Below are 26314 nucleotides of genomic sequence, written 5' to 3'. Positions count from 1 at the left end.
GGCTCAGTCTAAAGGTAAAAACCCTTTCCTCGCGCCGCCAGCTCGCCAATCAATTGTGCCGGTCGCCACTGATCTCCCTGCCGAGTTTCCAGCGCCAGCAGCCGCTTGTGAATATCTGCCAGCCCCTGATCGTCCGCCCAGGCCATCGGCCCGCCCCTCTCCGCCGGGAAGCCATAGCCGTTCAGGTAAACCTGATCGATGTCATGCGCCGTCTCGGCAATCCCTTCCTGCAGGATCTTCGCGCCCTCGTTGACCAACGCCAGCAGACAGCGCTCAAGGATCTCCTCGGACCCGATCTCACGGCGATGAAACCCCAGACCTTCGCTGACGCTCAACACCAGTGCGTCCACTTCAGGGTCATGCTCGGCCTGACGACTGCCTGGTTCGTAATGGTAGTAACCGTTGCCGGACTTCTGACCGAAGCGACCCAGTTCACACAAGCGGTTATCCACCTGAACCTCGGGCGCGTCCTGCCCTTTGCCGGCCAGCTCGCGGGCACGCCACTCAAGATCGATGCCGACCACGTCGTACATGCGAAACGGCCCCATGGCGAAACCGAAACTCTGCAACGCCGCATCGATCTGATGTGGATACGCCCCTTCGAGCAACATCTTGCGCGCTTCGAGCACGTATGGATGGAGCATGCGGTTGCCGATAAAACCGTGGCAGTTGCCCGACACCACACTGACCTTGCCCATGCGCTTGCCCAACTCCAGAGCGGCTTCAAGCACAGCCGGTGAGGTCTGCGCGCCACGGACTATTTCCAGCAGTTTCATGATGTGCGCCGGGCTGAAGAAATGCAGGCCCAGCACTTGAGTCGGCCGCCGTGTCGCGGCGGCAATGGCGTCGATGTCCAGCGCCGAAGTATTGCTCGCCAGCAGCGCCTCTGGCTTCAGCACGCCATCGAGCTCACGGAAGATCTTCTGCTTGAGCTCGAGGTTCTCGTACACCGCTTCAATCACCAGGTCGACGTTGCGGATCGCCACATAATCCGCCGCCGCGCTGACCCGGGCGATTCGCGCATCAGCCTCGGCCTGATCGATCCGCCCCTGACGTACGTTGTGCGCATAGGTATCGGCCACCGTCTTCAGCGCCTGCTCAAGCATCTGTGGATTGTTGTCGACCCATTGCACTGACACGCCGGCGTTGGCCAGACACATGACAATGCCACGGCCCATGGTGCCGGCGCCGATCACGGCGGCCCGCTGAATTTCGAAGGATGTCTGGCTCATGTTGTTCTCTTGTGGGCGATCCAAAGACAGCCTTCACCATAGTCAGCCACCGGGCATTTTTGAAGTTTATTGCCGTGATGATCGACATTCAGCAAATGGATTCGATGCCTCAGAGATGCGCCTGAGCCCACGCCCGCACGTCCGCGTAGGGGTAGTCCTCCAGCGCCGCATACCCGGAGATGGTTCGCGCCTTGAGTTTGGTAAACAGCGGCACACTGATCCCGCACAGAAACCGCGTCAGCCGCTCCGCCGAAGGAACACTGCCGGTCAGTTGCTCATGCCTGTGGATAAAATCGCCGCACAACGCCGGAAAACTTTTATCCACAAGCGCCGGCAACGCCGGAGGTGACGGCAGCCGGGCGACCTGCCCGTGGCACACCGAACAATGCCCGCAATGCTCGGGGGCATTGTGATCACCGAAGTACTCCGCCAGTCGGTGGCCCAGGCAACGCTCGGTGGCGAACAATTCGAGCATCGCGTGAATCCGCGCCACTTCGGCCTGTTCGTGGCGGGAGAAGTCATCATGCAACTCGCCACTCAGGACCTGGCTGTCGAAGGCGCTGTGCAGCACGTTGTAGACCTCGGTAATCTGTTTGCTTTCCAGCTCGACCCAGCCCTTCTCCTGGAAGTAATCCAGCGCCTTCACCACACGATTTCGCTCGGCCGAATATTGCGAATACATCGCCTCGAAATTCACCGTGGCCCAGGTCCGCGCGCGGCTCGAAGTCTGGATGATCGCCGCGACGAAATCCCTGCGCTCACCCTCAAAACGCTCAAGCAACGCCTCGGGCTCCAGCAGGTATTTGAAACGGTATTCGGCGTAATACGCGTAGCGCGGGGCAATCAGCCCTCGCAGCTCCAGTTGCACCAGCAACGTCTTCAATGGCAGCGCACGGATGTTGCTCTGATCCGCCAACGGCCCGAGTAAAAACTCCCACTGACCTTCAGGTGCAGCGGCCTGTAACTCGTCCAGCACATGGCGAATGCCGTCGCGCTCCGGCGTGTCGCCATAGACGAAGTTTTCCAGCACATTGAGACTGTCGCGGTTGGCCAGCACCAGACAGTCGGAGGGTTGCCCGTCACGCCCGGCGCGGCCGATTTCCTGGCTGTAGTTTTCAATGGATTTGGGCAGGTCGAAATGCACCACGTTGCGGATGTCGCTCTTGTCGATGCCCATGCCGAACGCGATGGTGGCGACGATGCAATTGGACTGCCCGCCCATGAAGCGCTTCTGGATCGCTTCACGTTGTTCGTGGGGCAACCCGGCGTGGTAAGCCTCGGCCTGGATGCCATTGCGCTCCAGATGCTCGGCGATGTGTTCGGCGGTTTTCTGCAGGGTGACGTAGACGATGCTCGGCTGACCCGCACGCTCGGCCATCCACTGCACCAGCCGTCGACGCTTGTCCTCACCGCGTACCGGCTCCACCAGCAGATTGAGGTTGGGCCGGTAGAAACCGGTGGTCACCACATCCTCGGCGGCGATGGCGAATTTCGCCTGCATGTCGGCGATGACTTTCGGCGTTGCCGTGGCAGTCAGCAGCAAGGTCTGCGCAATGTTGAACTGGCGCTGGTAGTCCGGCAGCTTGAGGTAGTCGGGCCGGAAGTTATGGCCCCATTCGGAGATGCAGTGCGCCTCATCCACCACCAGCAGCGAGATCGGCACCTGCTGCAAAAAATTGCGGAAGCGCTCGTTCTTCAAGCGCTCAACGGAAATCATCAGAATCTTCAATTCGCCCGAACGGGCACGGGTCATCACGTCGTTGGCATCTTCGCGGCTCTGTGCCGAGTCGATGCTCCCCGCCGAAATGCCGTGGCGCCGCAAGAACTCAAGCTGATCCTGCATCAGTGCCAGCAACGGCGAAACCACCAGCGTCAGGTGCGGCAACAGGAGCGCCGGGACCTGGTAGCAAAGGGACTTGCCGGAACCCGTGGGAAAAATCGCCGCCGCCGAGCGCCCGGCCAGCACAGCGCTGATTGCCGCTTCCTGACCGGGTCGAAATTGTGGATAACCGAAAACCTGTTCCAGGGTGTTGTGCATTCGCTGTCACTCCGTTGACCGCCGTGATGCCAACAGCCTAGCGGGCGATCGCAGCGAATCGAGAAAAGGTCGGGGGGCAAATCGATACGGGATGATACAGCGTCGGCGGCCACGCCACGGGATCAAACAAATGAAACACTTTGTTCATCGCCGCGTGAATCGACCTGAAGGTAATGTCCGTCACGCCTCGAGCCAGGACGGCCGATGCCCATGGATTTTTATCAAGGAGTGAACATGTCAAAGCCTTTGAAACTACCCTTCGCCCTGATCCTTGCATCCCTGTTACTGGGTGGATGTACGCCCTCTCCCGACAACTTTCCACCGCCCTGGGCTTCCGCCGTGACAACGGGTGAAACCTCTTCAACCTGACACCCGCCAAAGCGCTATGGCCGCAGGACGGCCACCCGCAATTGCTCATCCAGTACTCGCTCATGCACGTCCAGGCTCTTGCTCGCCCACAGTGCATGGGCCGGGCTGATATCGCCCGTAAATGCCGCAGCCAACTGACGCAAGTCGGCGACGCTGCGCACCCGCGGGCAAAACGCTTGTTCGTCGCAATTCTGACTGGCGTTGCGATAGGTATGGAGCAAGCGATCCCACAGACCGTCGCGCACTTGCCGGATCGACTTGAGCTGCATTTGCTGCACGCCCAGTCGTTGTTTGAGTCCCGTTTCGTCCAGCGCTTCGCTCGCCAGCAGAGCCTTGCCGAAGATCAACACTTCAGCGCGGGAAGCTGTGTCAATGTTGGCTTGAGTGGTGAGTGCATCGGGCCAACCGCTGCGCTCCAGGTTGGCCAGCGCCAGCCCATTGCCCGTGTCGGAGGCCACCGTCAAACGACAACCACTGGCCCACAGCAAGATGATCGAGGCCATTCGTAGCCACTGCATACCTAATTCCCTTTAAGCGTGTGTCGGACGTCTGGAAACGCCCTACGGATTCTGGCGCGCACCATACAGAGGTTTACCGGGAATCGCCCGACAAACGCGTGGGAAATTTCTTCCGTCAGGGTTTGGCTGTGAAAACACCGCAAAAATGCGTAGGGCAAATGCCCGAACCCCGGAAAAACCCCTACGAATTCTGTCCATCGCGGCTGTCTTGTCCCGCTCGAGGGCACCCTTCTATAGTGGCCGGCGCGACTGAAAACACTGTGTCGGCCCGCCACAGCGACTTCGTAAAGGACACACCCCGATCATGAACATGTTCAAACCGTCAAACACCCGATACCGCGCACTCACAACCAGCTATAGCGAAACGCCCGTGCTGATCATTGATACCGAAGCGAGCCACCGCGATCTCCTTGATGCCGCCGATCAGCGGCTGCGGGCGGCCAACAACCTGCTGGAAACTCTTTACTGCCTGTGTTTCAAACAGGCCGATGTCAAAGACATCCCCAACATCGTCAATGCGCTTTATCTGTTGACGCAGGACGGCTGCGACTTGCTGGAAGTTGCAAGACAACGAATAAATAATTAACGCCACCAGCCAAACTTACAAAGTTCGAAACAACCCTTCACTTCCATTACTGCGAAGTTCAGAACTAGCCTGTTTGCTCTTTCATCAACCCAGAGCAACAACATGACTACGCTAACTATTTTCTTTTGCGGTACAGGTTCGACAAAGTTTGATAACACCCACGAAAATTATTGGGATGGCGAACTGGTCTCCACACTTGCCTCCCATCACTCTGGTCGCGAGTTCGCCGAATGGATCGTGGTCGATGGCCCCGGCACCAGTAACCTGCAGGCCGATGACCTGTTCACCAAATCCAAGGACTATGGCCTCAGCGGAACCCTGTTCGGCAAGGGCTGGGAGGAAAACGTCCAGCACGCGATGAACATCATCAAAGGCAAATGCGACTGGCAGCGCGAGCAACTGACCGAAGCAGAATATAACCGCCTCAAAGCGGCAGGCATTCCCATTGAAGATGTAAAAGTCGAGGGCTCGTGGCTATGGCGCAAGTACAACTACGGCGACCGCAGCATCACGCAACAGAAGTTACAGGAGCAGATCATTAAAACTTTCCGCAAGGACGGTGTCATTCCAACAAAAATCAATCTGGTGGGCTGGAGCCGTGGCGGCATAAGTTGCCACATGCTGGCCAATGCCATGTTCAACGACACTGCGCTGAAAAACATTCCAGTGAATATCTTCGCCATTGATCCCGTGCCCGGTATCGGTAACTTTCAGGAACACCGGGTGAAGCTCAACACCAACGTAAAAGAGTACGTGGGCTTCTATGCACGGGACGAACGATCCAAAGGCTTCAGCTGCGTCATCCCACAAACCGCGACCAGCACCAAGACCAGTATCTTCCCCATGCCCGGCCGTCACGCCACCCTGGTCGGCAACGCCTCCGCCGATGGCAACAGTGGTCCCAAAGTGCTGGCCGAACCGGGTCTCATCGTCCGCCACTTTGCAGAGGTCTGCCTGAAACGCTGGGGCACCGTCCTCGAAAAAAACCTCAACCTCTCCGACGCCGACCTTCGCAACCATGCCGCCGCCATCGTCAATGCGGCAGCGAAATACAAGGCCATGGAAAAGTGCTCCTACACCTGGTTCACCGAACTGGATCAAGGCGAACGCTACGTTTCGCTGGGCAGCAAAGGCGTTCCGTTCTCGACGGTGAAAGGCACGATCTACACCCCGGCGAGCGGGCTGACGACGAGTGTGCTGGATGTTGAGGCGTATCGGGCGATTCGTTGAAACCGTGATTGATCTGTAGGAACGGCCTGCCCGGATCTGCATCCCGTTCCTACAGGCAGCGGCGCCTTGTCTTCTATCGGTGCCTGTTAGCCCAAATCTATAGTTGTGAGTGTCGCTGCCCAATCAGCGATTCAGGTTTGGTCACCTGAAAAACAGAGATAACTGATACATGCCCTTGTATGCTGCCGAGCTCTTTCTGTCGGCATGCTTTATGGCGGGCTGTGTTTGGGACGCTTCGGCGTACCGGGTTATCTCTGCCGGTTTGACCAACTTGAACACAGTCCGCCTCCACCGCTTGGTCACGGTAGCAGCGGTTCATCGATGCCTACAGAGATAGAAAAAATGAAATCATGGAACGAGCTCCACTCCGATCGCTACCGCCCCGTCGACTCCAATCTCACCGACACCAAGCCCCTGGTCATCGACACCGAGGCCAACCCGCAAGATATCCTCGAATGCGCCGTCCAGCGCCTGCGTGCCTCCAGCGACCTGCTGCAAACTCTCTACTGCCTCTGCTTCAAACACGCCGGCGTCGAAGACATCCCGCACATCACCCACGCCCTCTACCTGCTGACCAAAGACGGCTGTGACCTGCTCCAGGTCGCCCAGCAGAAAATGCTCAGCTGGAAAGCCCCGGCCTGACGAACTCCTCGGCAGGCGTGTTCACAGCTAGAACTGCCTGCCCCTAATCTCGAACACTGACGCTGGCATTTCCGGCGCAAAAATAAAGGATCTGAATTTTGCAAACTATTATTGATTGCGTACGATGGGAGCCATTGTTCAACCAAGGGCTTGCTTTCATGACCACTGAAACCATTGATCACAGCACTCTCACGCGACTGTTTGAGAACGGTTCGATCAGTAGCGCACATATCGTCGCCAAGCCCGGTGGCTGGTCGATTCAAGTTCAGCAAGGAAGCAAAGAGTATTCACTGGCAGCACAGCGCAGTGGTCAGGTGCGGCTGTTCAAGCGGTTCGAAACACTGGTGACCTACCTGCAAGGAGTGGGTATCAATCACTTCGATGTGGACGCCTCCAGTTATGATCCTCTTCAAATAAAAACCTATGCTCGCCCTGATCGCGCCGAAGCGATGAAACAAGCTCATGAAGCCGCTGCGTATGAGGAATGGGTCAAGCAACAGGTACAAATCAGCATTGATGACCCAAGACCCAGCGTCAGCGATGAAGACGCTCGCAGGATATTTGCCGCCAAGCGTGATGCCCTGCGTCAGCGAGTACGTTGATGAGGTTAGTCTGGCGCCAAGAGGCGCTGGATGACCGAGACAACATCATGGAGCGTATCGGACAGGAAAATCCCGTTGCAGCGATTGAGCTCGATGAGGTTTTCGAACTGAAAGGAGAAAGCGCTCGCCAGCACCCAGCCATATACCGAAAAGGTATCGCGGAAGGCACCCGCGAAATCGTCGTCACCCCAAACTACGTCATCATCTACGCAATCAAAGTTGATGTTGTGGAAGTGCTGCGAGTGCTGCATACCAGACGGCAATGGCCATGATGGCTGGAGAAAAAATGCTTAGGAGTTCGAGGCTCCTTAAGTAGCATTACTCTGGCTGTTTAGCGCGGACTCTGCGGGAATAATGGCAGTTGATCTGACAACGAAGTCCAACCAATCACCCACAAAAAAGCCGCCCTCAAGAGGCGGCTTTTTCATTCACCAGAACTAAGCCTTACAACTTAGGTCCGGCAGCCTTGATCGCGTCGCTCACGTCGAACTTCTTGAAGTTCTCGATGAACAGACCGGCCAGTGCTTTGGCAGCTTCGTCGTACGCAGCCTTGTCAGCCCAGGTGTTGCGTGGGTTGAGCAGGTTGGTTTCGACGCCCGGTACGGCCAGTGGCACGTCCAGGTTGATGGTGTCCAGGTGCTCGGTTTCAGCACCGATCAATGCACCGCTCTGGATCGCTGCGATCACGGCGCGGGTGGTCGGGATGTTGAAGCGTTTGCCGACGCCGTAGCCACCGCCGGTCCAGCCGGTGTTGACCAGGTAGACCTTGGAGCCGAAGCCCTTGATGCGCTTGATCAACAGCTCAGCGTATTCGCCAGCCGGACGCGGGAAGAACGGTGCGCCGAAGCAGGTGGAGAAGGTCGACTTGATGCCGCTGCCCGAACCCATTTCAGTCGAGCCCACCAGTGCGGTGTAGCCGGACAGGAAGTGGTAGGCCGCCTGCTCGTTGTTCAGGATCGACACTGGCGGCAGGACGCCGGTCAGGTCGCAGGTCAGGAAGATTACAGCATTGGGCTCGCCGCCCAGGTTCTTCTCGGAACGCTTGGCAACGTGCTCCAGCGGGTAGGCTGCGCGGCTGTTCTGGGTCAGGCTGACATCGGCGTAGTCGGCGTGCTTGGCGTCGTCGATCACGACGTTTTCCAGCACAGCGCCGTGCTTGATGGCTTTCCAGATGACCGGCTCGTTCTTCTCGGACAAGTCGATGCACTTGGCGTAGCAGCCGCCTTCGATGTTGAACACAACACCTTCACCCCAGCCGTGTTCGTCGTCACCGATCAGGTAACGGCTTTCGTCGGCGGACAGGGTGGTCTTGCCGGTGCCCGACAGACCGAAGAACAGGGTCACGTCGCCCTCTTCGCCGATGTTGGCAGCGCAGTGCATTGGCAGCACGTCAGCGGCCGGCAGCAGGAAGTTCTGCACCGAGAACATGGCTTTCTTCATTTCACCGGCGTAACGCATGCCGGCGATCAGCACTTTCTTCTGGGCAAAGTTGATGATCACGCAACCGTCGGAATTGGTGCCGTCACGCTCAGGCACGCACTCGAAGTTGGCGACGTTCAGCACTTGCCACTCTTCGCGACCGGCCGGGTTGTACTGGGCCGGATTGATGAACAGGCAACGACCGAACAGGTTCTGCCAGGCAGTCTGGGTGGTCATCTTCACGGCCAGGTAGTGATCTTCGGCCGCGCCTACATGCACGTGGGAAACGAAATGCTCTTGCGCGTTGTTGAATGCTTCAACACGAGCCCACAGCGCGTCGAACTTGTCGGACGGGAACTTGCGGTTGATCGGGCCCCAGGCAATGGCAGCCTGGGTGGAAGGCTCTTCAACGATGAAACGGTCGACTGGCGAACGGCCGGTGCGGTGACCGGTGCGAACAACCAGAGCGCCGGTATCGGCAAGCTCGCCTTCACCGCGTTTCAGGGCTTCTTTTACCAGATCATCAACACTCAGATCGGTGTACACGGCGTTATTGGCTTGCGTCATGAGGTTCCCCGTCGGCCAGTGGCCGAGTGTGCTCCAAACGTTTTGTAGTAGAAAGTCGTGCACTACTACCGCGAAAAAAGTGGGCCGGATTATGCCAGAAAAGCCCAAAAAGAGTAGGGCCCTCCCGTCGTAACGGCGTTATTCCGTCGTTGAGCAGTGAATTTACCTGCGCTGAACCGTTTTAGTGCCGGGTATCTGACGGCGTCTCGACGCCCGCGCCAGCGAACAATTGAGCGATATCCGCCGCATCGAACAGGTAGCGCTGGTTGCAGAACTGGCAATCGATCTCGACGCTGCCACCCTGCTCGGCCACCAATTGCTGCGCATCTTCCAGACCCAGGCTGACCAGTGCATTGCCCGAACGCTCACGGGAGCAACTGCAGTGGAAGCGCAGTTTCTGCACATCGAACAGACGGACCTGCTCTTCATGGTAGAGACGATGCAGAACCGTTTCGTTGTCCAGGCTCAACAGTTCATCAGCGGTCAGGGTGTTGCCCAGCGCGGTGATGTGCTGCCAGCTGGCGGCGCGCTCTTCTTCATCTTTCAGGCGATCGGCAGGCAGTTGCTGCAGCAGCAGGCCACGGGCGCGACGACCATCGGCGCAGAGCTTGAAGCGGGTGCCGACCTGTTGGGACATGACGAAGTAGTTTGTGAAACAGTCGGACAGGGTTTCGCCGTCGAGATCGACGATGCCCTGATAGCGCTGGCCGACGGTCGGGTCGATCGTCAGGGCCAGAACGCCGTCAGGCATCAGGTCGGCGAGGGTCGCGTCGGGGGCGATCAGGTCAGCCTCGTAACGGGCCAGGCCACGGATTTCACGCTCGCTGGAGCACTCGATCATCAACAGCGGAATCGGGCCTTCGGAGCGCGCCTGAAGAATCAGCAAGCCATCGAATTTCAGGGTGCCCACCAGCAACGACGCGGCAGCCATGAATTCGCCCAGCAATTGCGCAACCGGCTCCGGGTACGGGTGCTTGGCGAGCACTTCGGCGTAGCTGCGTTCCAGCGACACCAGTTCGCCGCGCGTGTCGCTGTCATCGAAGATGAAGCGTTGGGTGTAATCGGTATCGAGGAAATCGGTCATAGGTTTAGGTATCTGATTTTAATGACAAAATGGTTACAAAGAATGAAAATCCCGCGCTTCTGGCATCCATTTTGATGCCTGTGTTCAGCCACGGGAGGCATTTTATGAACAATCCGGGTTTGTTCCAATCAAGGTGGAACCTCGGCCGGCTGCTTCTGTGCAATACGGTGCCATTGGCACTACTGGCTTTCTGGTTATGGCCTACAGGCCAGATGCTGTGTGTGGTTTTCGACGAGTGGCTGTTCCGCTCACTCAATACTCCGCTGGCCAGCAACCCCATATGGCTCCACATCTGGGCAATTGCAAGTCTGCGCCCGTTCGATGTTGTCGTCGGACTGATTCTGCTGACGTTGCTGATCAAGGGCGACTGGGTCTTCAAGGCGATTGATGTACGTCGCGCCTTCTTCGGATTTTTCTCGATCCTGCTGCTGATGGTGGTCATCCGCGCGCTGTTTTCCAAATTCGCCGATCACATGGGCTGGCAGCACAACAGTCCCTCCATGGTGCTCGAAGGCGCCGTCCATATGAGCGATTACTTCCCGCATCTGGAGAAGGCCTTTGAGCTGAAGGATCGCTCAAGCCAGAGTTTCCCCGGTGACCACGCTTCGGTGTTGCTGATCTGGGCGCTGTTCATGGGGGTGTTCAGTCGTTCAGCCGGCCAGTTCCTGACGATCTGGGGCCTGGCGCTGCTGTTCATGCTGCCGCGTCTGGTAGCCGGCGCACACTGGGGCCAGGACGATTACATCGGTGGTCTGCTGCTGGCGGTGTGGGCGCTGGGTTGGGGTTACTACACGCCGTTCGCCTATCACGCGGCGAATTTCTGGCTGAAGGTCACGGCGCCGATTTTCGGGCTGCTGGGCAAGTTGCCGGTGATTTCGCGGATGACCATCGTGTCCGCACGATAATCGACGACCACTGAAAAAAATCGCAGCCTTTGACGGGTCTTGAGTCAGGACCGGCCAGCTGCGATTTTTTATTCGCCGCTACTGTTCCCACGAAATTTAAACAGATCCCGCCGCTGCTTCTTGCTGGGTTTGCCATCGGTGGTCACGCCCATCGCCCCGGCCTTGCGCATCGCCGCAGCCACCTCGCGCTTGGCGATACTGGCCTCGGTCTCCGCATACAGTGTCTGAGCTTCCGGCGCGCCACGACGCACGATCGACAGGGCCTGGACCACTACAGTCTTTTCCTCGAAGCCGGTACGAATCTCGAATTCGTCGCCAATGCGTGGCTCTTTGCCAGGCTTGCAGCGCTCTCCTCGACAATGCACTTTGCCGCTCTCGATCGCAGCCTTGGCCAAGGCCCGTGTTTTATAAAAACGCGCTGCCCACAACCATTTATCGAGACGGACCTTGTCGTCCTCTTCCTGTTTTTGCGCCATATGAATTCCTCGTTCAGCCAGTAGTCGGAACTGTACTACCGATTCTGTCGGGCGCAAGGATCCGGCCCTCCAGATAAACTGTGATCTTCGCCGGTTCAACGGCATGGAGTGATCGAGTGACCAAATTTCCGTCTTCATTGACCTCGCCCCGATCCGGGTGCCTGGGCTGCCAGCAAAGCGAGCCGCTGGGCTTCGATTTTTCCTTCGCCTATCAGCCCATCGTGGATCTGCGTGACGAGTCGGTTTACGCCTACGAGGCGCTGGTTCGTGGACCGGCCGGTGAAGGCGCGTTAACCGTGCTGGACCAGGTTACAGAAGACAACCGCTACCGTTTCGACCAACTCTGCCGGACTCGCGCCATCGAAGGCGCGGCCGCGCTTAATATGCAGACACACTTGTCGATCAACTTCATGCCCAACGCCGTCTATCGTCCAGAGTTATGCATTCGCAGCACCCTGGAGGCCGCCAGGAAACACAATTTCCCGATCGACCGTCTGATTTTCGAAACCCTGGAAAGCGAGCACGTAGATAACTATCGCCATTTGACCAATATTCTGCGTGAATACCGCGAATTCGGCTTCAAGACGGCCATCGACGATTTCGGTGCCGGCTATTCGGGGCTCAATCTGCTGGCCGATTTCCAGCCTGACCTGATCAAACTCGACATGGCGCTGATCCGCGATATCGACCGTGACCGTATTCGTCAGGCTATCGTTCGGGGGATTGTCACAATCTGTGCGGAGTTGGACGTTACAGTCATCGCCGAAGGCATAGAAAGCGCTGGTGAACGGGATTTCCTGGCGGATTGTGGAATATTTCTGATGCAGGGATTCTGGTTCGCCAAGCCTGCATTCAAAGCGTTAGCTCAGGTTTCCCCTGCAGCGTGGACGCGTTAATTGTTGGTTTTTTCCATTGAAGACATTTGACCATTTGACCGTTGTCGGTCTGCGCGAGTGGGTGGCGCTCCCGGATCTGGGAGTTGCGGGCCTTCGGGCGAAAATCGACACCGGCGCCAGCACCTCCAGCCTGCACGCCACCGACATCGAGCCGTTCGAACGGGACGGCGAGAAATGGGTGCGTTTCACTGCGCACCTGGGCACGGTGGTGCAGTTGCGCCACCGGCGTTGCGAAGCGCCGCTGGTCACCCGCAAAACCATCAAGAGTTCCAACGGCCAGGCCCAGGTGCGCTACGTGATCAGCACCACCCTGGCCCTCGGTGATCGGGTCTGGCCGGTCGAGTTCACCCTCGCCTGCCGCAAGTCCATGCGCTATCGCCTGTTGCTCGGTTCCAAAGCCCTGATCGACGGCCAGTTGGTGGTCAATCCGGGCATCAAGTATGTACAAGACAAGCCGGTGTTCCCGGTATCTACCTCCTCCACAGGTGTTGCATGAAGATCGCTGTGCTGTCGCGCAATCCGCGTCTGTATTCCACCCGTCGTCTGGTCGAAGCCGGCACCGAACGCGGGCATGAAATGGTGGTGATCGACACCTTGCGCGCCTACATGAACATCGCCAGCCACAAACCGCAGATCCACTATCGCGGCAAACCGCTGGAAGGTTTCGACGCGGTGATCCCGCGGATTGGCGCATCGGTGACGTTCTATGGCTGCGCGGTGCTGCGTCAGTTCGAAATGATGGGGGTGTTCCCGCTCAACGAATCGGTGGCCATCGCCCGCTCCCGGGACAAACTGCGTTCGCTGCAGCTGCTTTCCCGCCGTGGCATCGGCCTGCCAGTGACCGGGTTCGCCCACTCGCCGGACGACATTCCCGACCTGATCGACATGGTCAACGGCGCACCATTGGTGATCAAGGTGCTGGAAGGTACCCAGGGGATCGGCGTGGTGCTGTGTGAAACTGCAACGGCGGCGGAGTCGGTGATCGAGGCATTCATGGGCCTGAAGCAGAACATCATGGTGCAGGAATACATCAAGGAAGCGGGCGGCGCGGACATTCGCTGTTTCGTGGTCGGTGACAAGGTGATCGCGGCGATGAAGCGTCAGGCCAAGCCCGGGGAATTCCGCTCCAACCTGCACCGTGGCGGCAGCGCCAGCCTGATCAAGATCACCCCGGAAGAACGCATGACCGCGTTGCGCGCCGCCAAGGTCATGGGCCTGGCGGTGGCGGGTGTGGATATCCTGCGCTCCAATCACGGGCCGCTGGTGATGGAAGTGAACTCGTCGCCGGGCCTGGAAGGGATCGAGACCACCACCGGCAAGAACGTGGCGGGGATCATCATCGAACACCTTGAGAAGAATGGCGGGCCGAACATGACCCGCACCAAAGGCAAGGGCTAGACCTGAAGCGATGAGGCGGCCAAATGGCCGCCATCGCGAGCTGGCTCCCACAGGGGGATGCATTTCAACTGTGGGAGCGAGCTTGCTCGCGAAGAGGCCGTCAGACCCGGCAGGATATCCGCCGTTAAACGGCATCTCTTGGCAACATCAATCCCAGCGGCAACCGAACCCGTGCTTCCAGCCCGCCACCGGACCGGTTACGCAACTCGACATTGCCGCCGTGCATCGACGCAATCCGCTTGACGATCGCCAAGCCCAGCCCGGTGCCCTTCCCGCCCCGCGCGCGGTCGCCACGGGTGAACGGATTGAAGATCGCCTCGAGCTCCGACGGATCAATCCCCGCCCCACGGTCCATCACGCTCAGCACCACATACGGCGCGCTGGTGTCGCCGGACACATAGGCCGCGACGTCCACGCTACCGCCGGCATGGTTCAACGCGTTGCCGATCAGGTTGTTCAGCAGACGTTTCATCGACACCCGACGCAGCGGGAACGGCTGGATCGGCTCCAGACGCAAACGCACCTTTTCTTCACTCTGGTTGTACGGCGCCGCGACTTCGCGCACCAGATCGCTCAGATCCACCTCTTCCACCGACTCGTCTCGACCATCGCGAATGAACGCGAGGAACTGGTCGAGGATCGCGTCCATGTCTTCGATGTCGCGCACCATGTCGTCGGTCAGGTCGGTGCGATCGCCCATCAACTCCAGTGACAGTCGCAGACGGGTCAGCGGTGTTCGCAGGTCATGGGAAACACCGGCGAGCATCAGTTCACGTTCACGACCGGCCTGTTCGACGTCTTCAGCCATCTGATTGAAGGCGCGATAAACCTCGGTCATTTCGCTGGGCGTATCGCTGATCGGCAGGCGCACGCTGCGGCCCTGACCGAGTTGCCGGGCGGCATAGACCAGACGTTTCAACGGTTGGTTGAGCTGGCTGACGAAAATCCATGCGGAAGCGGTCGAGAGCAGCCCGATGGCGAGGAACCATCCGAGCACGTTCCAGATTTTCTGGCCACGCAACGGATGAGGATACAACGGCACTTTCAGCCATCCGTCCCCCAGGCTCGGCGCGCGCACCCATAACGCCGGCGGCGAATGCATGCGCAGCCGGACTTCTGTATCGGCACCCAGCTCCGCCTGCATCTGCCGCTGGTAGATTTCGCTGTAAGGCCAGTGCTGTTCACCTTCCGGCACACCGGCACCGACCACCCGGATCAGGGTTGCGGCATCGGCGATCTTCGCGCGGTTCTCTTCATCGGCGGCCCAATAGGCGCGCAGCGTCAGGGCGACGCCGTGGCTGTATTGGCGATCCACCAGCACATCCTCGTTCATCAGCAGATAAACCAGGGTCAGTGCCTTGGAAAACAATACGACGATGAGCACCAGCCAGAGGGTGCGGGAGAAGAAACTTTGGGGGAACCAGACAGGGGTTTTCATGGATAACCGCTACGCACTTGCAGGAGCGAGCAATGCTCGCATATTGCGGATAGCGAGTCTGCGGAGGCGGCACTTTCGACCGTTTCCCGCAGACCCGCTCCTACAAATCACCCGTCACTTGGTGGAGTTGCCATCCGGCACGAATACATAACCCACGCCCCAGACAGTCTGGATGTAGCGCGGTTTGGACGGATCGGGTTCGATCATCCGGCGCAGACGGGAAATCTGCACGTCGATGGAACGCTCCAGGGCATCCCACTCCCGGCCACGAGCCAGGTTCATCAGCTTGTCGCGGGTCAGCGGCTGACGGGCGTTCATCACCAAGGCCTTGAGTACCGCAAACTCACCGGTGGTGAGCATGTGCACTTCGTCGCCGCGCTTGAGTTCGCGGGTGGCCAGGGACAGCACATAGTCGCCGAACGTGACGTTTTCTTCTTCACTGCCCGGCGCGCCCGGCACCGGTGCGGCCTGACGGCGCAGTACGGCTTTGACCCGGGCCATCAGCTCGTCCGGGTTGAACGGCTTGGCCAGGTAGTCGTCGGCGCCCAGTTCCAGCCCCTTGATACGGCTCAGCTCGTCGCCCTTGGCGGTGAGCATGATGATCGGGATCTGATTGTTCGCGCCACGCAGGCGACGGCAAGCAGTCAGGCCGTCTTCACCTGGCAGCATCAGGTCGAGAACGACCAGATTGAACACTTCGCGCGACAGCAGACGATCCATCTGCTCGGTGTTCGGTACGGCGCGGGCACGGTAGCCCTTGCTGACGAAGAAGCGTTCCAGCAGGCTGCTCAGCCCCGGATCGTCGTCAACAATAAGAATTTTTTCGCCTTCAGCAGTTTGTGCAGTGCTGCTCATTGGATGCTCCTTTTAGCTCGGCGCGCATTATGGCGTAGCTGCCGTTATACGCACCGTGTGCATTGTTAGCAGATTTTTCCTTCACTGCCAGAAAACCGGGGCTTGAGCCTACAGACTGCGTCGCCCCCGAATGACAGAACGCCGGTTATAATGCGCGGCCTTTTGTGCCAGGCAACGTCTGAATCGTTACCGCAGGTGGCCGTCCTTTATTTTCCGGGTCGCCGCAGTAATTGTTCGATTTCACGGGTCAATGGAATGCCTTTTGACCCAGGCAGCGGCCAGCATCAAGCCGCCCCACCAGACTCCGGGCCTTCATTTACGCGCCTGCGAGCCTGCTTTCACAATTTGTCAGGTGGTTTTATGGACAGCATCAACAGCCGCATCGCCGAGGAACTCGGCGTACGCCCACAACAGGTCGAAGCGGCCGTCGCGCTACTCGATGAAGGCTCTACCGTTCCCTTCATCGCCCGTTACCGGAAAGAAGTGACCGGCAGCCTCGATGACACTCAGTTGCGTCATCTGGAAGAGCGTCTGCGCTACCTGCGAGAACTCGACGAACGGCGCATCAGCATTCTTTCCAGCATCCAGGAGCAGGGCAAACTCACCCCCGAACTGGAACGCGAAATCAAACTCGCCGACACCAAGACCCGCCTCGAAGACCTGTACCTGCCGTACAAGCAGAAGCGCCGCACCAAGGGCCAGATCGCCCTGGAGGCCGGCCTCGGCGAGCTGGCCGACGGTCTGTTCAACGACCCGAGCCTGACCCCCGAAGCCGAAGCTGCGCGCTTCGTCGACGCCGAAAAAGGCGTGGCCGATGCCAAGGCAGCGCTGGAAGGCGCCAAATACATCCTCATGGAGCGCTTCGCCGAAGACGCCAACCTGCTGGACAAACTGCGCAATTATTTGAAGCAGGAAGCCACCCTCAGCGCCCGCGTGATCGCCGGCAAGGAAGAGGAAGGCGCCAAGTTCCGCGATTACTTCGAACACGACGAACCGCTGAAAAGCATGCCGTCGCACCGCGCGCTGGCAATTTTCCGTGGTCGCAACGAAGGCATTCTCAGCTCCGCGCTGAAAGTCGGCGAAGAACTGCCGGGCACCCTGCACCCGTGCGAAGGCATGATCGGCCAGCACGTCGGCATCCAGAACCAGAACCGTCCGGCCGACAAATGGCTGGGCGAAGTGGTGCGCTGGACCTGGAAGGTCAAGCTCTACACCCACCTGGAAACCGACCTGCTCGGCGAGCTGCGCGACGGCGCCGAAACCGAGGCGATCAACGTGTTCGCCCACAATCTGCACGACCTGCTGCTGGCCGCCCCGGCCGGCCCGCGTGCCACCCTGGGCCTGGACCCGGGCCTGCGCACCGGTTGCAAGGTCGCCGTGGTCGACGCCACCGGCAAGCTGCTGGATCACGCCACGGTTTACCCGCACGTGCCGCACAACAAGTGGGATCAGACCATCGCCATCCTGGCCGCCCTGTGCGCCAAGCACTCGGTCGATCTGATCGCCATCGGCAACGGCACCGCCAGCCGTGAAACCGACAAGCTGGCCATCGAGCTGATCAAAAAATACCCGGCGATGAAAATGACCAAGGTCATGGTCTCCGAAGCCGGCGCATCGGTGTACTCGGCATCGGAACTGGCGGCCAAGGAATTCCCGGATCTGGACGTATCGATCCGTGGCGCAGTATCGATTGCCCGCCGTCTGCAGGACCCACTGGCAGAGCTGGTGAAAATCGATCCGAAATCCATCGGGGTCGGCCAGTACCAGCACGACGTGTCGCAGCTGAAGCTGGCGCGCGGTCTGGACGCCGTAGTCGAGGACTGCGTGAACGCCGTGGGCGTGGACGTGAACACTGCGTCCGTGGCGCTGTTGGCGCGGATCTCCGGCCTCAACGCGACCCTGGCGCAGAACATCGTGGCCCACCGGGACGAGCACGGCGCATTCAAGACCCGCGCTGCGCTGAAGAAAGTCGCGCGTCTGGGCGAGAAAACCTTTGAGCAGGCCGCCGGCTTCCTGCGCGTGATGAACGGCGATAACCCGCTGGATTCCTCGGCCGTTCACCCGGAAGCCTATCCGCTGGTGCAACGCATCGCCGCTGAAACCGACCGCGACATCCGCTCGCTGATCGGCGACGCGTCGTTCCTCAAGCGTCTGGATCCGAAGAAATTCACCGACGAGACCTTCGGTCTGCCAACCGTCACCGACATCCTGCAGGAACTGGAAAAACCGGGCCGCGACCCGCGTCCGGAGTTCAAGACCGCCGAGTTCCAGGAAGGCGTCGAGGACCTGAAGGACCTGCAACTGGGGATGATCCTCGAAGGCGTGGTGACCAACGTGACCGCGTTCGGTGCGTTCGTCGACATCGGCGTGCATCAGGACGGTCTGGTGCACATTTCCGCGCTGTCGGAGAAATTCATCAAGGATCCGCGCGAAGCGGTGAAGGCCGGTGACGTGGTGAAGGTGAAGGTCATGGAAGTCGACATCCCGCGCAAACGCGTCGGCCTGTCGATGCGCATGAGCGACACCCCGGGCGAGAAGATCGACGGTGCCCGTGGTTCGCGTCCGGGCTCGGCGCCACGCCAGTCCCAGGGTTCGGCTCCGCGCAAGGAAAGCACCTCGGCAGCTCCGGCGAACAACGCCATGGCGTCGCTGTTCGCCAACGCCAAGCAGTTGAAGAAACGTTGATGGAAATGCCGGCCGGGCTCGTCGAGAGCGCGTTTTTCAAGCTGTTGGGCTGTCGCCTGCACAGCCTGGAAACCGGGGTGGCGCAAGTCGCCCTGGCGCTGGAACCCGAACTGCGCAATCGCGGCGGCAAGCTGCACGGTGGCGCGCTGTTCAGTCTGGTCGATATCGCCATGGGGCTGGCCTGTTCCAGCACCCACGGCTTTGATCAGCAGAGCGCGACCATCGAGTGCAAGATCAACTACATCCGCGCCGTCTCCGAAGGCGAGGTGATGTGCACGGCGCGGGTGATCCACCCGGGCCGGCGCACGCTGGTGGTCGAAGCCGACGTGATGCAGGGCGACAAACTGGTCGCAAAAGCGCAAGGCACGTTCGCTGTCCTGTAGATGTTGTTCATCATTTTGAGTTAATTTCGGCGCTGTGATCGCAGCGTCGAGCTTTTCTGTGGGAGCGGGCTTGCCCGCAAAGAGGGAGTGTCAGGCAGCATCAGGTCGCCTGACACGACGCCTTCGCGGGCAAGCCCGCTCCCACAGGGATCGCGTAATCTTCGCGTGCATCGGCCAGATTCAGGGAATGAAGTTGGCGCTTCAACGGGGGCTTCAGAGCCCGAAAAACCAGGCGAAAACGCCAGTTTCAACTTCACCCTTGTAGACCGTCCTGCCCACCCCCATATTGGGGCGACTGACGCGTGAAGGAATCCAAATTGAGCGAACTTCTCAACCGCCGCCTGGCTCTGCTCGGCGAGCGCGCTAACCTCTCTCTGCTTGAGCAGTGCCTTCACGGTATCGAACGTGAATGCCTGCGCGTGACCGGCGAAGGCCGTCTGGCCCAAACGCCGCACCCTGAAGCCCTGGGTTCCGCGCTGACCAACGAACAGATCACCACCGACTATTCCGAGTCGCTGCTGGAGTTCATCACGCCCGCCCTTCCAGACCCTGCCGATACCCTGGCCAGCCTGGACAAGATTCATCGCTTTGCCTACAGCAAGCTCGGCAACGAGTACCTGTGGAGTCCATCGATGCCGTGCCCGTTGCCGGCCGAGGAAGACATCCCGATCGCCTATTACGGCACCTCCAACATCGGTCAGCTCAAGTACGTCTACCGCAAGGGCCTGGCCCTGCGTTACGGCAAGACCATGCAGTGCATCGCCGGGATTCACTACAACTTCTCCCTGCCGGAAAAGCTCTGGCCGTTGCTGAAAGAAGCCGAAGGCTTCGTCGGCACCGACCGGGATTTCCAGTCGTCGTCCTACATCGCGCTGATCCGTAACTTCCGTCGCTACAGCTGGCTGCTGATGTACCTGTTCGGCGCTTCGCCGGCGCTGGACGCCGGCTTCCTGCGCGGCCGTTCGCATCAGCTGGAACAGCTGGATCCGGACACCCTCTACCTGCCCTACGCCACCAGCCTGCGCATGAGTGACCTCGGTTACCAGAGCAACGCCCAGGCCGGCCTGACCCCTTGCTACAACGACCTGGCCAGCTACACCGACAGCCTGCGCCAAGCGGTGGCCACGCCGTACGCGCCGTACGTTGAAATCGGCACGCACCAGGATGGCGAGTGGGTGCAACTGAACACCAACATCCTGCAGATCGAAAACGAGTACTACTCCAACATCCGCCCGAAACGCGTGACCTACACCGGCGAGCGGCCGATCCAGGCCTTGATGGCCCGTGGCATCCAGTACGTCGAAGTGCGCTGCCTGGACATCAACCCGTTCCTGCCGATGGGCATCGATCTGACCGAGTCGCGCTTCCTCGACGCGTTCCTGCTGTACTGCGCGCTGAACGACAGCCCGTTGCTGACCAACACCAGCTGCGGCAACGCCACCTCCAACTTCCTCAGCGTGGTCAAGGAAGGTCGCCGTCCGGGCCTGCAATTGCAGCGCGACGGCCAACCGGTCGACATGAAGGAATGGGCGGCGCAACTGCTGGAAAAAATTGCTCCGCTGGCCGCGTTGCTCGATCAGAGCCATGGCGGCGATGCCCACAGCAAGGCCCTCGCCGCGCAACTGGCGAAGGTCAAGGACTCGTCCCTGACACCTTCGGCCCAGGTGCTGGCAGCCATGGCCGAGCACAAGGAAAGCTTCGCGCAATTCTCCCTGCGCCAGAGCCAGGCCCACGCCGAGTTCTTCCGCAGCGAGCCGTTGGCGGCTGACGAGCAAGCGAAGTTTGAAGAACTGGCGCGCTCTTCACTGGCGCAACAGGCTGAGCTGGAACAGAACGAGGTCGGCGATTTCGACGTGTTTGTCGGGTCGTATCAGGCGAGCATTCTGGCGATCAGCAACTGATTGATCGGCTTTGGATCGCAGCCCCTCACCCTAGCCCTCTCCCAAGGGGAGAGGGGACTGACCGAGTTGTACTCTCGAACTGCACCGACGTGAAATACCGAGTCGAACTCAGGATCTGAAAAGCCCCCGATCAGCTCCCTTTCCCCCTCGCCCCCCTGGGGGCGGTCCAACGCTTCGGGAGGGTTGGGGTGAGGGGGAAAAGATCTCAAGCCATACCCAGAACTCCAACGCCCCCAATACCTCTGAGCCTTAGATTTTTCCGCTCATAAGCTCATTCTAAAAAGTTATTTATTTTTAGTTTCTTAGATCATTTAGTCTCCTTTCACGCCGACACTCGGTCGCCTGATATGGAGCTCTTCAATGAAACTGAATGTCCCGCTTCGCCTGCTGGCCGTGGCCTTTCTGGCTGCCGCGAGTTTCCTGGCTCAGGCCGCCGACCTCACTGTTGCCTACCAGACCACCGTCGATCCGGCGAAAGTCGCCCAGGCCGACGGCGCCTACGAGAAAGCCACCAAGGCCGACATCAACTGGCGCAAGTTCGATAACGGTGCCGATATCATTGCCGCCATCGCCTCCGGCGACGTGCAGATCGGCTACCTCGGTTCCAGCCCGCTGACCGCGGCGATCACCCGCAAGGTCCCGGTGGAAACCTTTCTAATCGCCACCCAGATCGGCGCCGCCGAAGCGCTGGTCGCCCGCGACGGCTCCGGCATCAAGACCCCGCAGGATCTGGTCGGCAAGAAAATCGCCGTGCCGTTCGTGTCCACCGGTCACTACAGCCTGCTGGCCGCGCTGAAGCACTGGAACATCGACCCTTCGAAAGTCACCGTCCTCAACCTCGCCCCGCCAGCGATCATTGCCGCGTGGAAACGCGGTGACATCGACGCCACTTACGTGTGGGATCCAGCGCTGGGTGTGGCCAAGGAAAACGGCAAAGTGCTGATCACTTCCGGCGAGCTGGCCAAATTCGGCGCGCCGACCTTCGACGCCTGGATCGTGCGCAAGGATTTCGCCGAGAAGCACCCGGAAATCGTCACGGCCTTCGCCAAAGTCACCCTCGACGCCTACGCCGACTACCGCAAGGATCCAAAAGCCTGGCTGGCCAACCAGAGCAACGTCGACAAGCTGGTGAAACTGTCCGGCGCCAAGGCCAGCGACATTCCATTACTGCTGCAAGGCAACGTCTACCCGCTGGCGGCGGATCAGGTCAGTGACCTCGGCGCGCCGACTACCAAAGCCATCACCGACACCGCTGCGTTCCTCAAGGAGCAAGGCAAGGTCGAAGCGGTACTGCCGGACTACGCGCCGTACGTCAGCGCCAAGTACATCACCAACTGATCGGGAGTTAACTGCGATGGCCTTGCTACAGCTGGAGCGCATCAGCGCACAGTATCCCGGCAGCCCGGAACCGGTACTGTCCGACATTTCCCTGACCCTCGGCCCTCAGCAATTGCTGGTGGCCCTGGGCCCGTCCGGCAGTGGCAAGACTTCGCTGTTGAACCTGATTGCCGGCTTCGTCGAACCGAGCGCCGGTCGCATCACCCTCGACAACGTCCCGGTCAAAGGCCCGAGCGCCGAGCGCGGCGTGGTGTTCCAGGACGACGCCCTGCTGCCCTGGCAGGACGTGCTGGCCAACGTGGCTTTCGGTCTCGAACTGGCCGGTGTGGCCAAGGACAAACGCGAACAGCGTGCCCGGGAAATGCTCGCGCTGGTCGACCTTTCCGGTTTTGAACACCGTCGCATCTGGCAGCTCTCCGGCGGCCAGAAACAGCGCGTCGGCCTGGCCCGCGCCCTCGCCGCCGACCCACGCGTGCTTTTGATGGATGAACCCTTCGGCGCCCTCGATGCCTTTACCCGCGAACAGATGCAGGAGCTGTTGCTGCAAGTCTGGCAACGCACCGCCAAACCGGTGTTCCTGATTACCCACGACATTGAAGAAGCGGTGTTCCTCGCCACTGACCTGATTTTGCTGGCGCCGAATCCGGGGCAGATCGTCGAGCGTCTGCATCTCGACTTCGGCCAGCGTTACGCCGCCGGCGAATCGGCGCGGTCGATCAAGTCCGATCCGCGCTTCATCGAAACCCGTGAACACGTACTCGCCAAAGTGTTCTCGCAACGCAGCGCCGCTCAGCGGCAGGAGCGCGCATGAGCAGTTACGACGTTTCCGCCACCGCCGTGAAACCTGCCGCCACGTCGGTGGTGATTCCCGTGCGCCGCAGCCTCAGCACCCGCTGGATCAGCCTGCTGACCCTGTTCGCGTTGCTGGTGATCTGGTGGGCCGTGACGGCCACCGGCCTGATTGAACCACTGTTCCTGCCGCCACCGTCCGCCGTGCTGCAAAAAGGCTGGTTGCTGGCGACCACGGGCTACATGGATTCAACGTTGTGGCAGCACCTGGGCGCGAGCCTGAGCCGCATCGGCCTGGGCCTGGGTTTTGCGATTCTGACCGCGGTGCCGGTGGGCATTGCCATCGGCGCCAACCGCATCGCCCGTGGCGTGCTCGATCCGCTGATCGAGTTCTACCGCCCGATTCCACCGCTCGCCTATCTGCCGCTGATCGTGATCTGGTGCGGCATCGGCGAATTGTCGAAAGTGCTGCTGATCTACCTGGCGATTTTCGCTCCGATCGCGATTGCCACCGCCACTGGCGTGCGCACCGTCGACCCGGCCAAATTGCGCGCCGCGCAGTCGCTGGGCGCCACCCGCGCACAACTGATCCGCCATGTGATTTTGCCAAGTGCTCTGCCGGACATTCTGACCGGTGTGCGCATCGGCCTGGGTGTCGGCTGGTCGACGCTGGTCGCCGCCGAACTGATCGCGGCCACCAGCGGCCTGGGCTTCATGGTGCAGTCGGCCGCGCAGTTTCTGGTCACCGATGTGGTGGTGCTGGGGATTCTGGTCATCGCCCTGATCGCCTTCGCCATGGAGATGGGCCTGCGCGCCCTGCAACGCAAACTGGTGCCGTGGCACGGCCAGGCCCACTGATTTTTCAGCACTGACTACCCCGACAGTTTCGGGGCCCCGGAATTGAAGAGAACCACCATGAGCAGCCTGAACATCACCCCGTTAAGCTCGGCCCTCGGCGCACAGATCAGCGGCGTCGACATCAGCCAGCCGCTGAACCTGGAACAGCGCGATGCCATCGAGCAGGCACTGCTCAAATACCAGGTGCTGTTCTTCCGCAATCAACCGATCGAGCCGTCGCAGCAGGCGCGTTTCGCCGCCTACTTCGGTGACCTGCATATTCATCCGATCTACCCGAATGTGCCTGAGCAACCGGAAGTGCTGATCCTCGACACCGCCGTCACCGACGTGCGCGACAACGCGATCTGGCACACCGACGTGACCTTCCTGCCGACCCCGGCCATGGGCGCGGTGCTCAGCGCCAAGCTGTTGCCGGAGTTCGGTGGCGACACGTTGTGGGCCAGCGGGATCGCCGCCTATGAAGCGCTGTCGGCGCCAATGAAAGCACTGCTCGAAGGGCTGACCGCGACTCATGACTTCACCCGTTCGTTTCCGCTGGAGCGCTACGGCAACACCCCGCAAGCACTGGCGCAGTGGGAAGAGGCGCGGCGCAAGAATCCACCGCTGTCGCACCCGGTGATTCGCACGCATCCGGTGAGCGGGCGGCGTTCGCTGTTCGTCAACGAAGGGTTCACGTCGAAGCTCAATGAGCTGTCGGAGACCGAGAGCGAAGCGATTTTGAAGTTTCTGTTCGCCCACGCGACGCGGCCGGAATTCACCATTCGCTGGCGCTGGCAGAAGGACGACATCGCGTTCTGGGACAACCGCGTGACGCAGCATTACGCGGTGGATGACTACCGGCCGGCGCGGCGAGTGATGCAGCGGGCTACGGTGTTGGGAGATGTGCCGTTCTTTAAATAGGCCCCGATTTCTTTGGTGCTTGAGCCGGCCTCTTCGCGGGCAAGCCCGCTCTCACAAAGACATCTGTGTTCGCAGATTTTGTGTACGACTCGGCCCCTGTGGGAGCGGGCTTGCCCGCGAAAGCGTCAGAGCAGGCGCCGAATATTTCGGCGCCAGTCACTTATTCAGCCGTCGATGGTTTCTCCCAAAGATTGATCCCGCCCTCCTGGGCAAACCGGTCAATCTCCGCCAGTTCCTCAGCACTGAAGCTCAGATTCTTCAACGCCCCGACGTTCTCGACAATCTGCTCTGGCCGGCTCGCGCCAATCAATGCCGAGGTCACCCGCGGATCGCGCAGCGTCCAGGCCAAGGCCAGTTGCGCCAGACTCTGGCCACGACGCTTGGCGATTTCATTCAACGCCCGCACGTGAGCAATGTTGGCCTCGGACAAGTGCGAAGCCTGCAAAGAACCACCGCCCGGACGGTTGACCCGCGCATCCGCCGGCACGCCGTTGAGGTATTTGTCGGTCAGCAGACCCTGCGCCAGCGGGGTGAAGGCAATCACGCCAGTGCCGAGCTCGTCGGTGGTGTCGAGCAGGTCCTTTTCCACCCAGCGGTTGAGCAGGTTGTAGGCCGGTTGGTGGATCAGCAGCGGCACTTTCCACTCTTTGAGCAACGCGGCAATTTCGCGGGTTTTCACCCCGGAGTACGACGAGATGCCGATGTACAACGCCTTGCCCTGCTGCACCGCCGTGGCGAGGGCGCTGGCGGTTTCTTCCAGCGGGGTGTCCGGGTCGAAGCGGTGCGAATAGAAGATATCCACATAGTCCAGGCCCAGGCGTTGCAGGCTCTGGTCGAGGCTGGCCAGCACGTATTTGCGCGAACCGCCGCCCTGGCCGTAAGGGCCGGGCCACATATCCCAGCCGGCCTTGCTGGAAATGATCAGTTCGTCGCGGTATTGCTTGAAGTCTTCGCGCAGCAGACGACCGAAGTTGATCTCGGCGCTGCCGTAGGGCGGGCCGTAGTTGTTGGCCAGGTCGAAGTGGTTGATGCCCAGGTCGAACGCCGTGCGCAGCAACGCGCGCTGGGTGTCGATCGGCGTGCTGTCGCCGAAGTTGTGCCACAGGCCCAGGGACAGCGCCGGCAGCACCAGACCGCTGCGTCCGACGCGGCGGTAAGGGATGGAGTCATAGCGATTTTCGGCAGCGGTGTAAGTCATCGAATCC

25 protein-coding genes are annotated in these 26314 nt (G+C 60.1%); 16 read left to right on the top strand and 9 right to left on the bottom strand.

What is annotated here, in order from left to right; translation table 11 throughout:
- Positions 1-8 precede the first annotated feature (8 nt).
- From ACSPX5_RS25180 to ACSPX5_RS25170, 3 genes are all read right to left on the bottom strand, one after another.
- Positions 9-1232 carry a 3-hydroxyacyl-CoA dehydrogenase NAD-binding domain-containing protein gene (locus ACSPX5_RS25180; protein WP_439820470.1) on the bottom strand — a complete coding sequence of 408 codons (1224 nt, stop codon included), beginning with the start codon at positions 1230-1232 and terminating at the stop codon, positions 9-11.
- 109 nt (positions 1233-1341) lie between these two features.
- On the bottom strand, positions 1342-3270 hold the full coding sequence (locus ACSPX5_RS25175; protein ID WP_439820469.1) for a RecQ family ATP-dependent DNA helicase: 1929 nt from the start codon (positions 3268-3270) through the stop codon (positions 1342-1344).
- Positions 3271-3653: 383 nt separating this feature from the next.
- Entirely contained in the window at positions 3654-4157 is a 504-nt protein-coding gene (locus tag ACSPX5_RS25170) for a polysaccharide deacetylase (protein ID WP_169428407.1), read from the bottom strand.
- A 304-nt stretch (positions 4158-4461) separates the two neighbouring features.
- Here ACSPX5_RS25170 and ACSPX5_RS25165 point away from each other — a divergent pair, with 304 nt between their 5' ends.
- From ACSPX5_RS25165 to ACSPX5_RS25145, 5 genes are all read left to right on the top strand, one after another.
- A complete protein-coding gene (locus ACSPX5_RS25165) occupies positions 4462-4743 on the top strand; it encodes a hypothetical protein (RefSeq protein ID WP_169428406.1) in 282 nt (93 codons plus the stop codon).
- Between the two features lie 102 nt (positions 4744-4845).
- On the top strand, positions 4846-5973 hold the full coding sequence (locus ACSPX5_RS25160; RefSeq protein ID WP_439820468.1) for a hypothetical protein: 1128 nt from the start codon (positions 4846-4848) through the stop codon (positions 5971-5973).
- A 342-nt stretch (positions 5974-6315) separates the two neighbouring features.
- The gene (locus ACSPX5_RS25155; protein ID WP_439820467.1) at positions 6316-6615 is read left to right on the top strand and encodes a hypothetical protein; all 300 of its coding nucleotides are present in this window, start codon (positions 6316-6318) and stop codon (positions 6613-6615) included.
- 158 nt (positions 6616-6773) lie between these two features.
- The gene (locus ACSPX5_RS25150; protein WP_134825142.1) at positions 6774-7217 is read left to right on the top strand and encodes a hypothetical protein; all 444 of its coding nucleotides are present in this window, start codon (positions 6774-6776) and stop codon (positions 7215-7217) included.
- Positions 7217-7489, top strand: a complete 273-nt coding sequence (locus ACSPX5_RS25145) for a type II toxin-antitoxin system RelE/ParE family toxin (RefSeq protein ID WP_169428403.1) — start codon at positions 7217-7219, stop codon at positions 7487-7489. Before ACSPX5_RS25150 ends, ACSPX5_RS25145 begins: the two co-directional genes overlap by 1 nt.
- A gap of 172 nt (positions 7490-7661) precedes the next feature.
- Here ACSPX5_RS25145 and ACSPX5_RS25140 read toward each other — a convergent pair whose 3' ends face one another.
- Together ACSPX5_RS25140 and hslO are read right to left on the bottom strand one after the other, a co-directional pair.
- Positions 7662-9203 carry a phosphoenolpyruvate carboxykinase gene (locus tag ACSPX5_RS25140; protein WP_323161054.1) on the bottom strand — a complete coding sequence of 514 codons (1542 nt, stop codon included), beginning with the start codon at positions 9201-9203 and terminating at the stop codon, positions 7662-7664.
- Between the two features lie 181 nt (positions 9204-9384).
- Positions 9385-10287 carry an Hsp33 family molecular chaperone HslO gene (gene hslO, locus ACSPX5_RS25135; protein WP_323161053.1) on the bottom strand — a complete coding sequence of 301 codons (903 nt, stop codon included), beginning with the start codon at positions 10285-10287 and terminating at the stop codon, positions 9385-9387.
- A 104-nt stretch (positions 10288-10391) separates the two neighbouring features.
- Here hslO and ACSPX5_RS25130 point away from each other — a divergent pair, with 104 nt between their 5' ends.
- Positions 10392-11192, top strand: coding sequence for a phosphatase PAP2 family protein (locus ACSPX5_RS25130; RefSeq protein WP_169428401.1), 801 nt, complete (start codon positions 10392-10394; stop codon positions 11190-11192).
- Between the two features lie 68 nt (positions 11193-11260).
- Here ACSPX5_RS25130 and ACSPX5_RS25125 read toward each other — a convergent pair whose 3' ends face one another.
- Entirely contained in the window at positions 11261-11668 is a 408-nt protein-coding gene (locus ACSPX5_RS25125; protein ID WP_439820466.1) for an RNA-binding S4 domain-containing protein, read from the bottom strand.
- A gap of 116 nt (positions 11669-11784) precedes the next feature.
- On the opposite strand from ACSPX5_RS25125, the gene rimA reads away from it, so the two are divergent.
- Genes rimA through rimK form a run of 3 tightly spaced genes read left to right on the top strand, consistent with a single transcriptional unit; the run spans position 11785 to position 13962 of the window.
- Positions 11785-12564, top strand: coding sequence for a S6 modification regulatory phosphodiesterase RimA (gene rimA / locus ACSPX5_RS25120; RefSeq protein ID WP_439820465.1), 780 nt, complete (start codon positions 11785-11787; stop codon positions 12562-12564).
- A gap of 16 nt (positions 12565-12580) precedes the next feature.
- Positions 12581-13060, top strand: coding sequence for a retropepsin-like aspartic endopeptidase RimB (gene rimB / locus ACSPX5_RS25115; protein WP_065257793.1), 480 nt, complete (start codon positions 12581-12583; stop codon positions 13058-13060).
- Complete coding sequence (rimK, locus tag ACSPX5_RS25110) at positions 13057-13962, top strand: 30S ribosomal protein S6--L-glutamate ligase (protein WP_007949201.1); 906 nt, start codon at positions 13057-13059, stop codon at positions 13960-13962. The genes rimB and rimK overlap by 4 nt, the downstream gene beginning before the upstream one ends.
- 124 nt (positions 13963-14086) lie before the next feature.
- Here rimK and ACSPX5_RS25105 read toward each other — a convergent pair whose 3' ends face one another.
- Together ACSPX5_RS25105 and ompR are read right to left on the bottom strand one after the other, a co-directional pair.
- On the bottom strand, positions 14087-15400 hold the full coding sequence (locus ACSPX5_RS25105; RefSeq protein ID WP_085712711.1) for an ATP-binding protein: 1314 nt from the start codon (positions 15398-15400) through the stop codon (positions 14087-14089).
- A 114-nt stretch (positions 15401-15514) separates the two neighbouring features.
- Positions 15515-16255 carry an osmolarity response regulator transcription factor OmpR gene (gene ompR / locus ACSPX5_RS25100; protein ID WP_007952694.1) on the bottom strand — a complete coding sequence of 247 codons (741 nt, stop codon included), beginning with the start codon at positions 16253-16255 and terminating at the stop codon, positions 15515-15517.
- A 360-nt stretch (positions 16256-16615) separates the two neighbouring features.
- Between ompR and ACSPX5_RS25095 the strand changes: the two genes are divergently transcribed.
- The 7 genes from ACSPX5_RS25095 (at position 16616) to tauD (ending at position 25109) form a co-directional block, all read left to right on the top strand.
- Positions 16616-18940, top strand: coding sequence for a Tex family protein (locus ACSPX5_RS25095; protein ID WP_439820464.1), 2325 nt, complete (start codon positions 16616-16618; stop codon positions 18938-18940).
- Positions 18940-19323 carry a PaaI family thioesterase gene (locus ACSPX5_RS25090; protein ID WP_064382742.1) on the top strand — a complete coding sequence of 128 codons (384 nt, stop codon included), beginning with the start codon at positions 18940-18942 and terminating at the stop codon, positions 19321-19323. Before ACSPX5_RS25095 ends, ACSPX5_RS25090 begins: the two co-directional genes overlap by 1 nt.
- Before the next feature lie 317 nt (positions 19324-19640).
- Entirely contained in the window at positions 19641-21224 is a 1584-nt protein-coding gene (gene gshA / locus ACSPX5_RS25085) for a glutamate--cysteine ligase (RefSeq protein WP_439820463.1), read from the top strand.
- A gap of 360 nt (positions 21225-21584) precedes the next feature.
- Complete coding sequence (gene tauA / locus ACSPX5_RS25080; protein ID WP_323161050.1) at positions 21585-22562, top strand: taurine ABC transporter substrate-binding protein; 978 nt, start codon at positions 21585-21587, stop codon at positions 22560-22562.
- Positions 22563-22578: 16 nt separating this feature from the next.
- Positions 22579-23373 (top strand): taurine ABC transporter ATP-binding subunit, encoded by a 795-nt coding sequence (gene tauB / locus ACSPX5_RS25075; RefSeq protein WP_323161049.1) that lies wholly within the window; start codon positions 22579-22581, stop codon positions 23371-23373.
- Entirely contained in the window at positions 23370-24209 is an 840-nt protein-coding gene (tauC, locus tag ACSPX5_RS25070) for a taurine ABC transporter permease TauC (RefSeq protein WP_064382739.1), read from the top strand. The genes tauB and tauC overlap by 4 nt, the downstream gene beginning before the upstream one ends.
- Positions 24210-24266: 57 nt before the next feature.
- Positions 24267-25109, top strand: a complete 843-nt coding sequence (gene tauD / locus ACSPX5_RS25065) for a taurine dioxygenase (RefSeq protein ID WP_439820462.1) — start codon at positions 24267-24269, stop codon at positions 25107-25109.
- Positions 25110-25269: 160 nt separating this feature from the next.
- Here tauD and mgrA read toward each other — a convergent pair whose 3' ends face one another.
- Positions 25270-26307 carry an L-glyceraldehyde 3-phosphate reductase gene (gene mgrA / locus ACSPX5_RS25060; RefSeq protein ID WP_135294741.1) on the bottom strand — a complete coding sequence of 346 codons (1038 nt, stop codon included), beginning with the start codon at positions 26305-26307 and terminating at the stop codon, positions 25270-25272.
- Positions 26308-26314 lie beyond the last annotated feature (7 nt).

Source organism: Pseudomonas sp. HLG18, from assembly GCF_051903985.1.
Lineage (GTDB): Bacteria > Pseudomonadota > Gammaproteobacteria > Pseudomonadales > Pseudomonadaceae > Aquipseudomonas > Aquipseudomonas fluorescens_BT.
This window is presented reverse-complemented; position numbering and strand designations above follow the sequence as displayed.

Excerpts from the sequence above, each read along its gene's own strand:
- ACSPX5_RS25165 (WP_169428406.1), top strand. The coding sequence starts at position 4,462 with ATGAACATGTTCAAACCGTCAAACACCCGATACCGCGCACTCACAACC.
- rimK (WP_007949201.1), top strand. The coding sequence starts at position 13,057 with ATGAAGATCGCTGTGCTGTCGCGCAATCCGCGTCTGTATTCCACCCGT.
- tauA (WP_323161050.1), top strand. The coding sequence starts at position 21,585 with ATGAAACTGAATGTCCCGCTTCGCCTGCTGGCCGTGGCCTTTCTGGCT.
- ACSPX5_RS25105 (WP_085712711.1), bottom strand. The coding sequence starts at position 15,400 with ATGAAAACCCCTGTCTGGTTCCCCCAAAGTTTCTTCTCCCGCACCCTC.
- ACSPX5_RS25180 (WP_439820470.1), bottom strand. The coding sequence starts at position 1,232 with ATGAGCCAGACATCCTTCGAAATTCAGCGGGCCGCCGTGATCGGCGCC.
- tauD (WP_439820462.1), top strand. The coding sequence starts at position 24,267 with ATGAGCAGCCTGAACATCACCCCGTTAAGCTCGGCCCTCGGCGCACAG.
- ompR (WP_007952694.1), bottom strand. The coding sequence starts at position 16,255 with ATGAGCAGCACTGCACAAACTGCTGAAGGCGAAAAAATTCTTATTGTT.
- ACSPX5_RS25095 (WP_439820464.1), top strand. The coding sequence starts at position 16,616 with ATGGACAGCATCAACAGCCGCATCGCCGAGGAACTCGGCGTACGCCCA.
- ACSPX5_RS25170 (WP_169428407.1), bottom strand. The coding sequence starts at position 4,157 with ATGCAGTGGCTACGAATGGCCTCGATCATCTTGCTGTGGGCCAGTGGT.
- ACSPX5_RS25150 (WP_134825142.1), top strand. The coding sequence starts at position 6,774 with ATGACCACTGAAACCATTGATCACAGCACTCTCACGCGACTGTTTGAG.
- mgrA (WP_135294741.1), bottom strand. The coding sequence starts at position 26,307 with ATGACTTACACCGCTGCCGAAAATCGCTATGACTCCATCCCTTACCGC.
- ACSPX5_RS25130 (WP_169428401.1), top strand. The coding sequence starts at position 10,392 with ATGAACAATCCGGGTTTGTTCCAATCAAGGTGGAACCTCGGCCGGCTG.
- ACSPX5_RS25145 (WP_169428403.1), top strand. The coding sequence starts at position 7,217 with ATGAGGTTAGTCTGGCGCCAAGAGGCGCTGGATGACCGAGACAACATC.
- ACSPX5_RS25125 (WP_439820466.1), bottom strand. The coding sequence starts at position 11,668 with ATGGCGCAAAAACAGGAAGAGGACGACAAGGTCCGTCTCGATAAATGG.
- ACSPX5_RS25140 (WP_323161054.1), bottom strand. The coding sequence starts at position 9,203 with ATGACGCAAGCCAATAACGCCGTGTACACCGATCTGAGTGTTGATGAT.
- ACSPX5_RS25160 (WP_439820468.1), top strand. The coding sequence starts at position 4,846 with ATGACTACGCTAACTATTTTCTTTTGCGGTACAGGTTCGACAAAGTTT.
- hslO (WP_323161053.1), bottom strand. The coding sequence starts at position 10,287 with ATGACCGATTTCCTCGATACCGATTACACCCAACGCTTCATCTTCGAT.
- ACSPX5_RS25090 (WP_064382742.1), top strand. The coding sequence starts at position 18,940 with ATGGAAATGCCGGCCGGGCTCGTCGAGAGCGCGTTTTTCAAGCTGTTG.
- ACSPX5_RS25175 (WP_439820469.1), bottom strand. The coding sequence starts at position 3,270 with ATGCACAACACCCTGGAACAGGTTTTCGGTTATCCACAATTTCGACCC.
- ACSPX5_RS25155 (WP_439820467.1), top strand. The coding sequence starts at position 6,316 with ATGAAATCATGGAACGAGCTCCACTCCGATCGCTACCGCCCCGTCGAC.
- tauC (WP_064382739.1), top strand. The coding sequence starts at position 23,370 with ATGAGCAGTTACGACGTTTCCGCCACCGCCGTGAAACCTGCCGCCACG.
- tauB (WP_323161049.1), top strand. The coding sequence starts at position 22,579 with ATGGCCTTGCTACAGCTGGAGCGCATCAGCGCACAGTATCCCGGCAGC.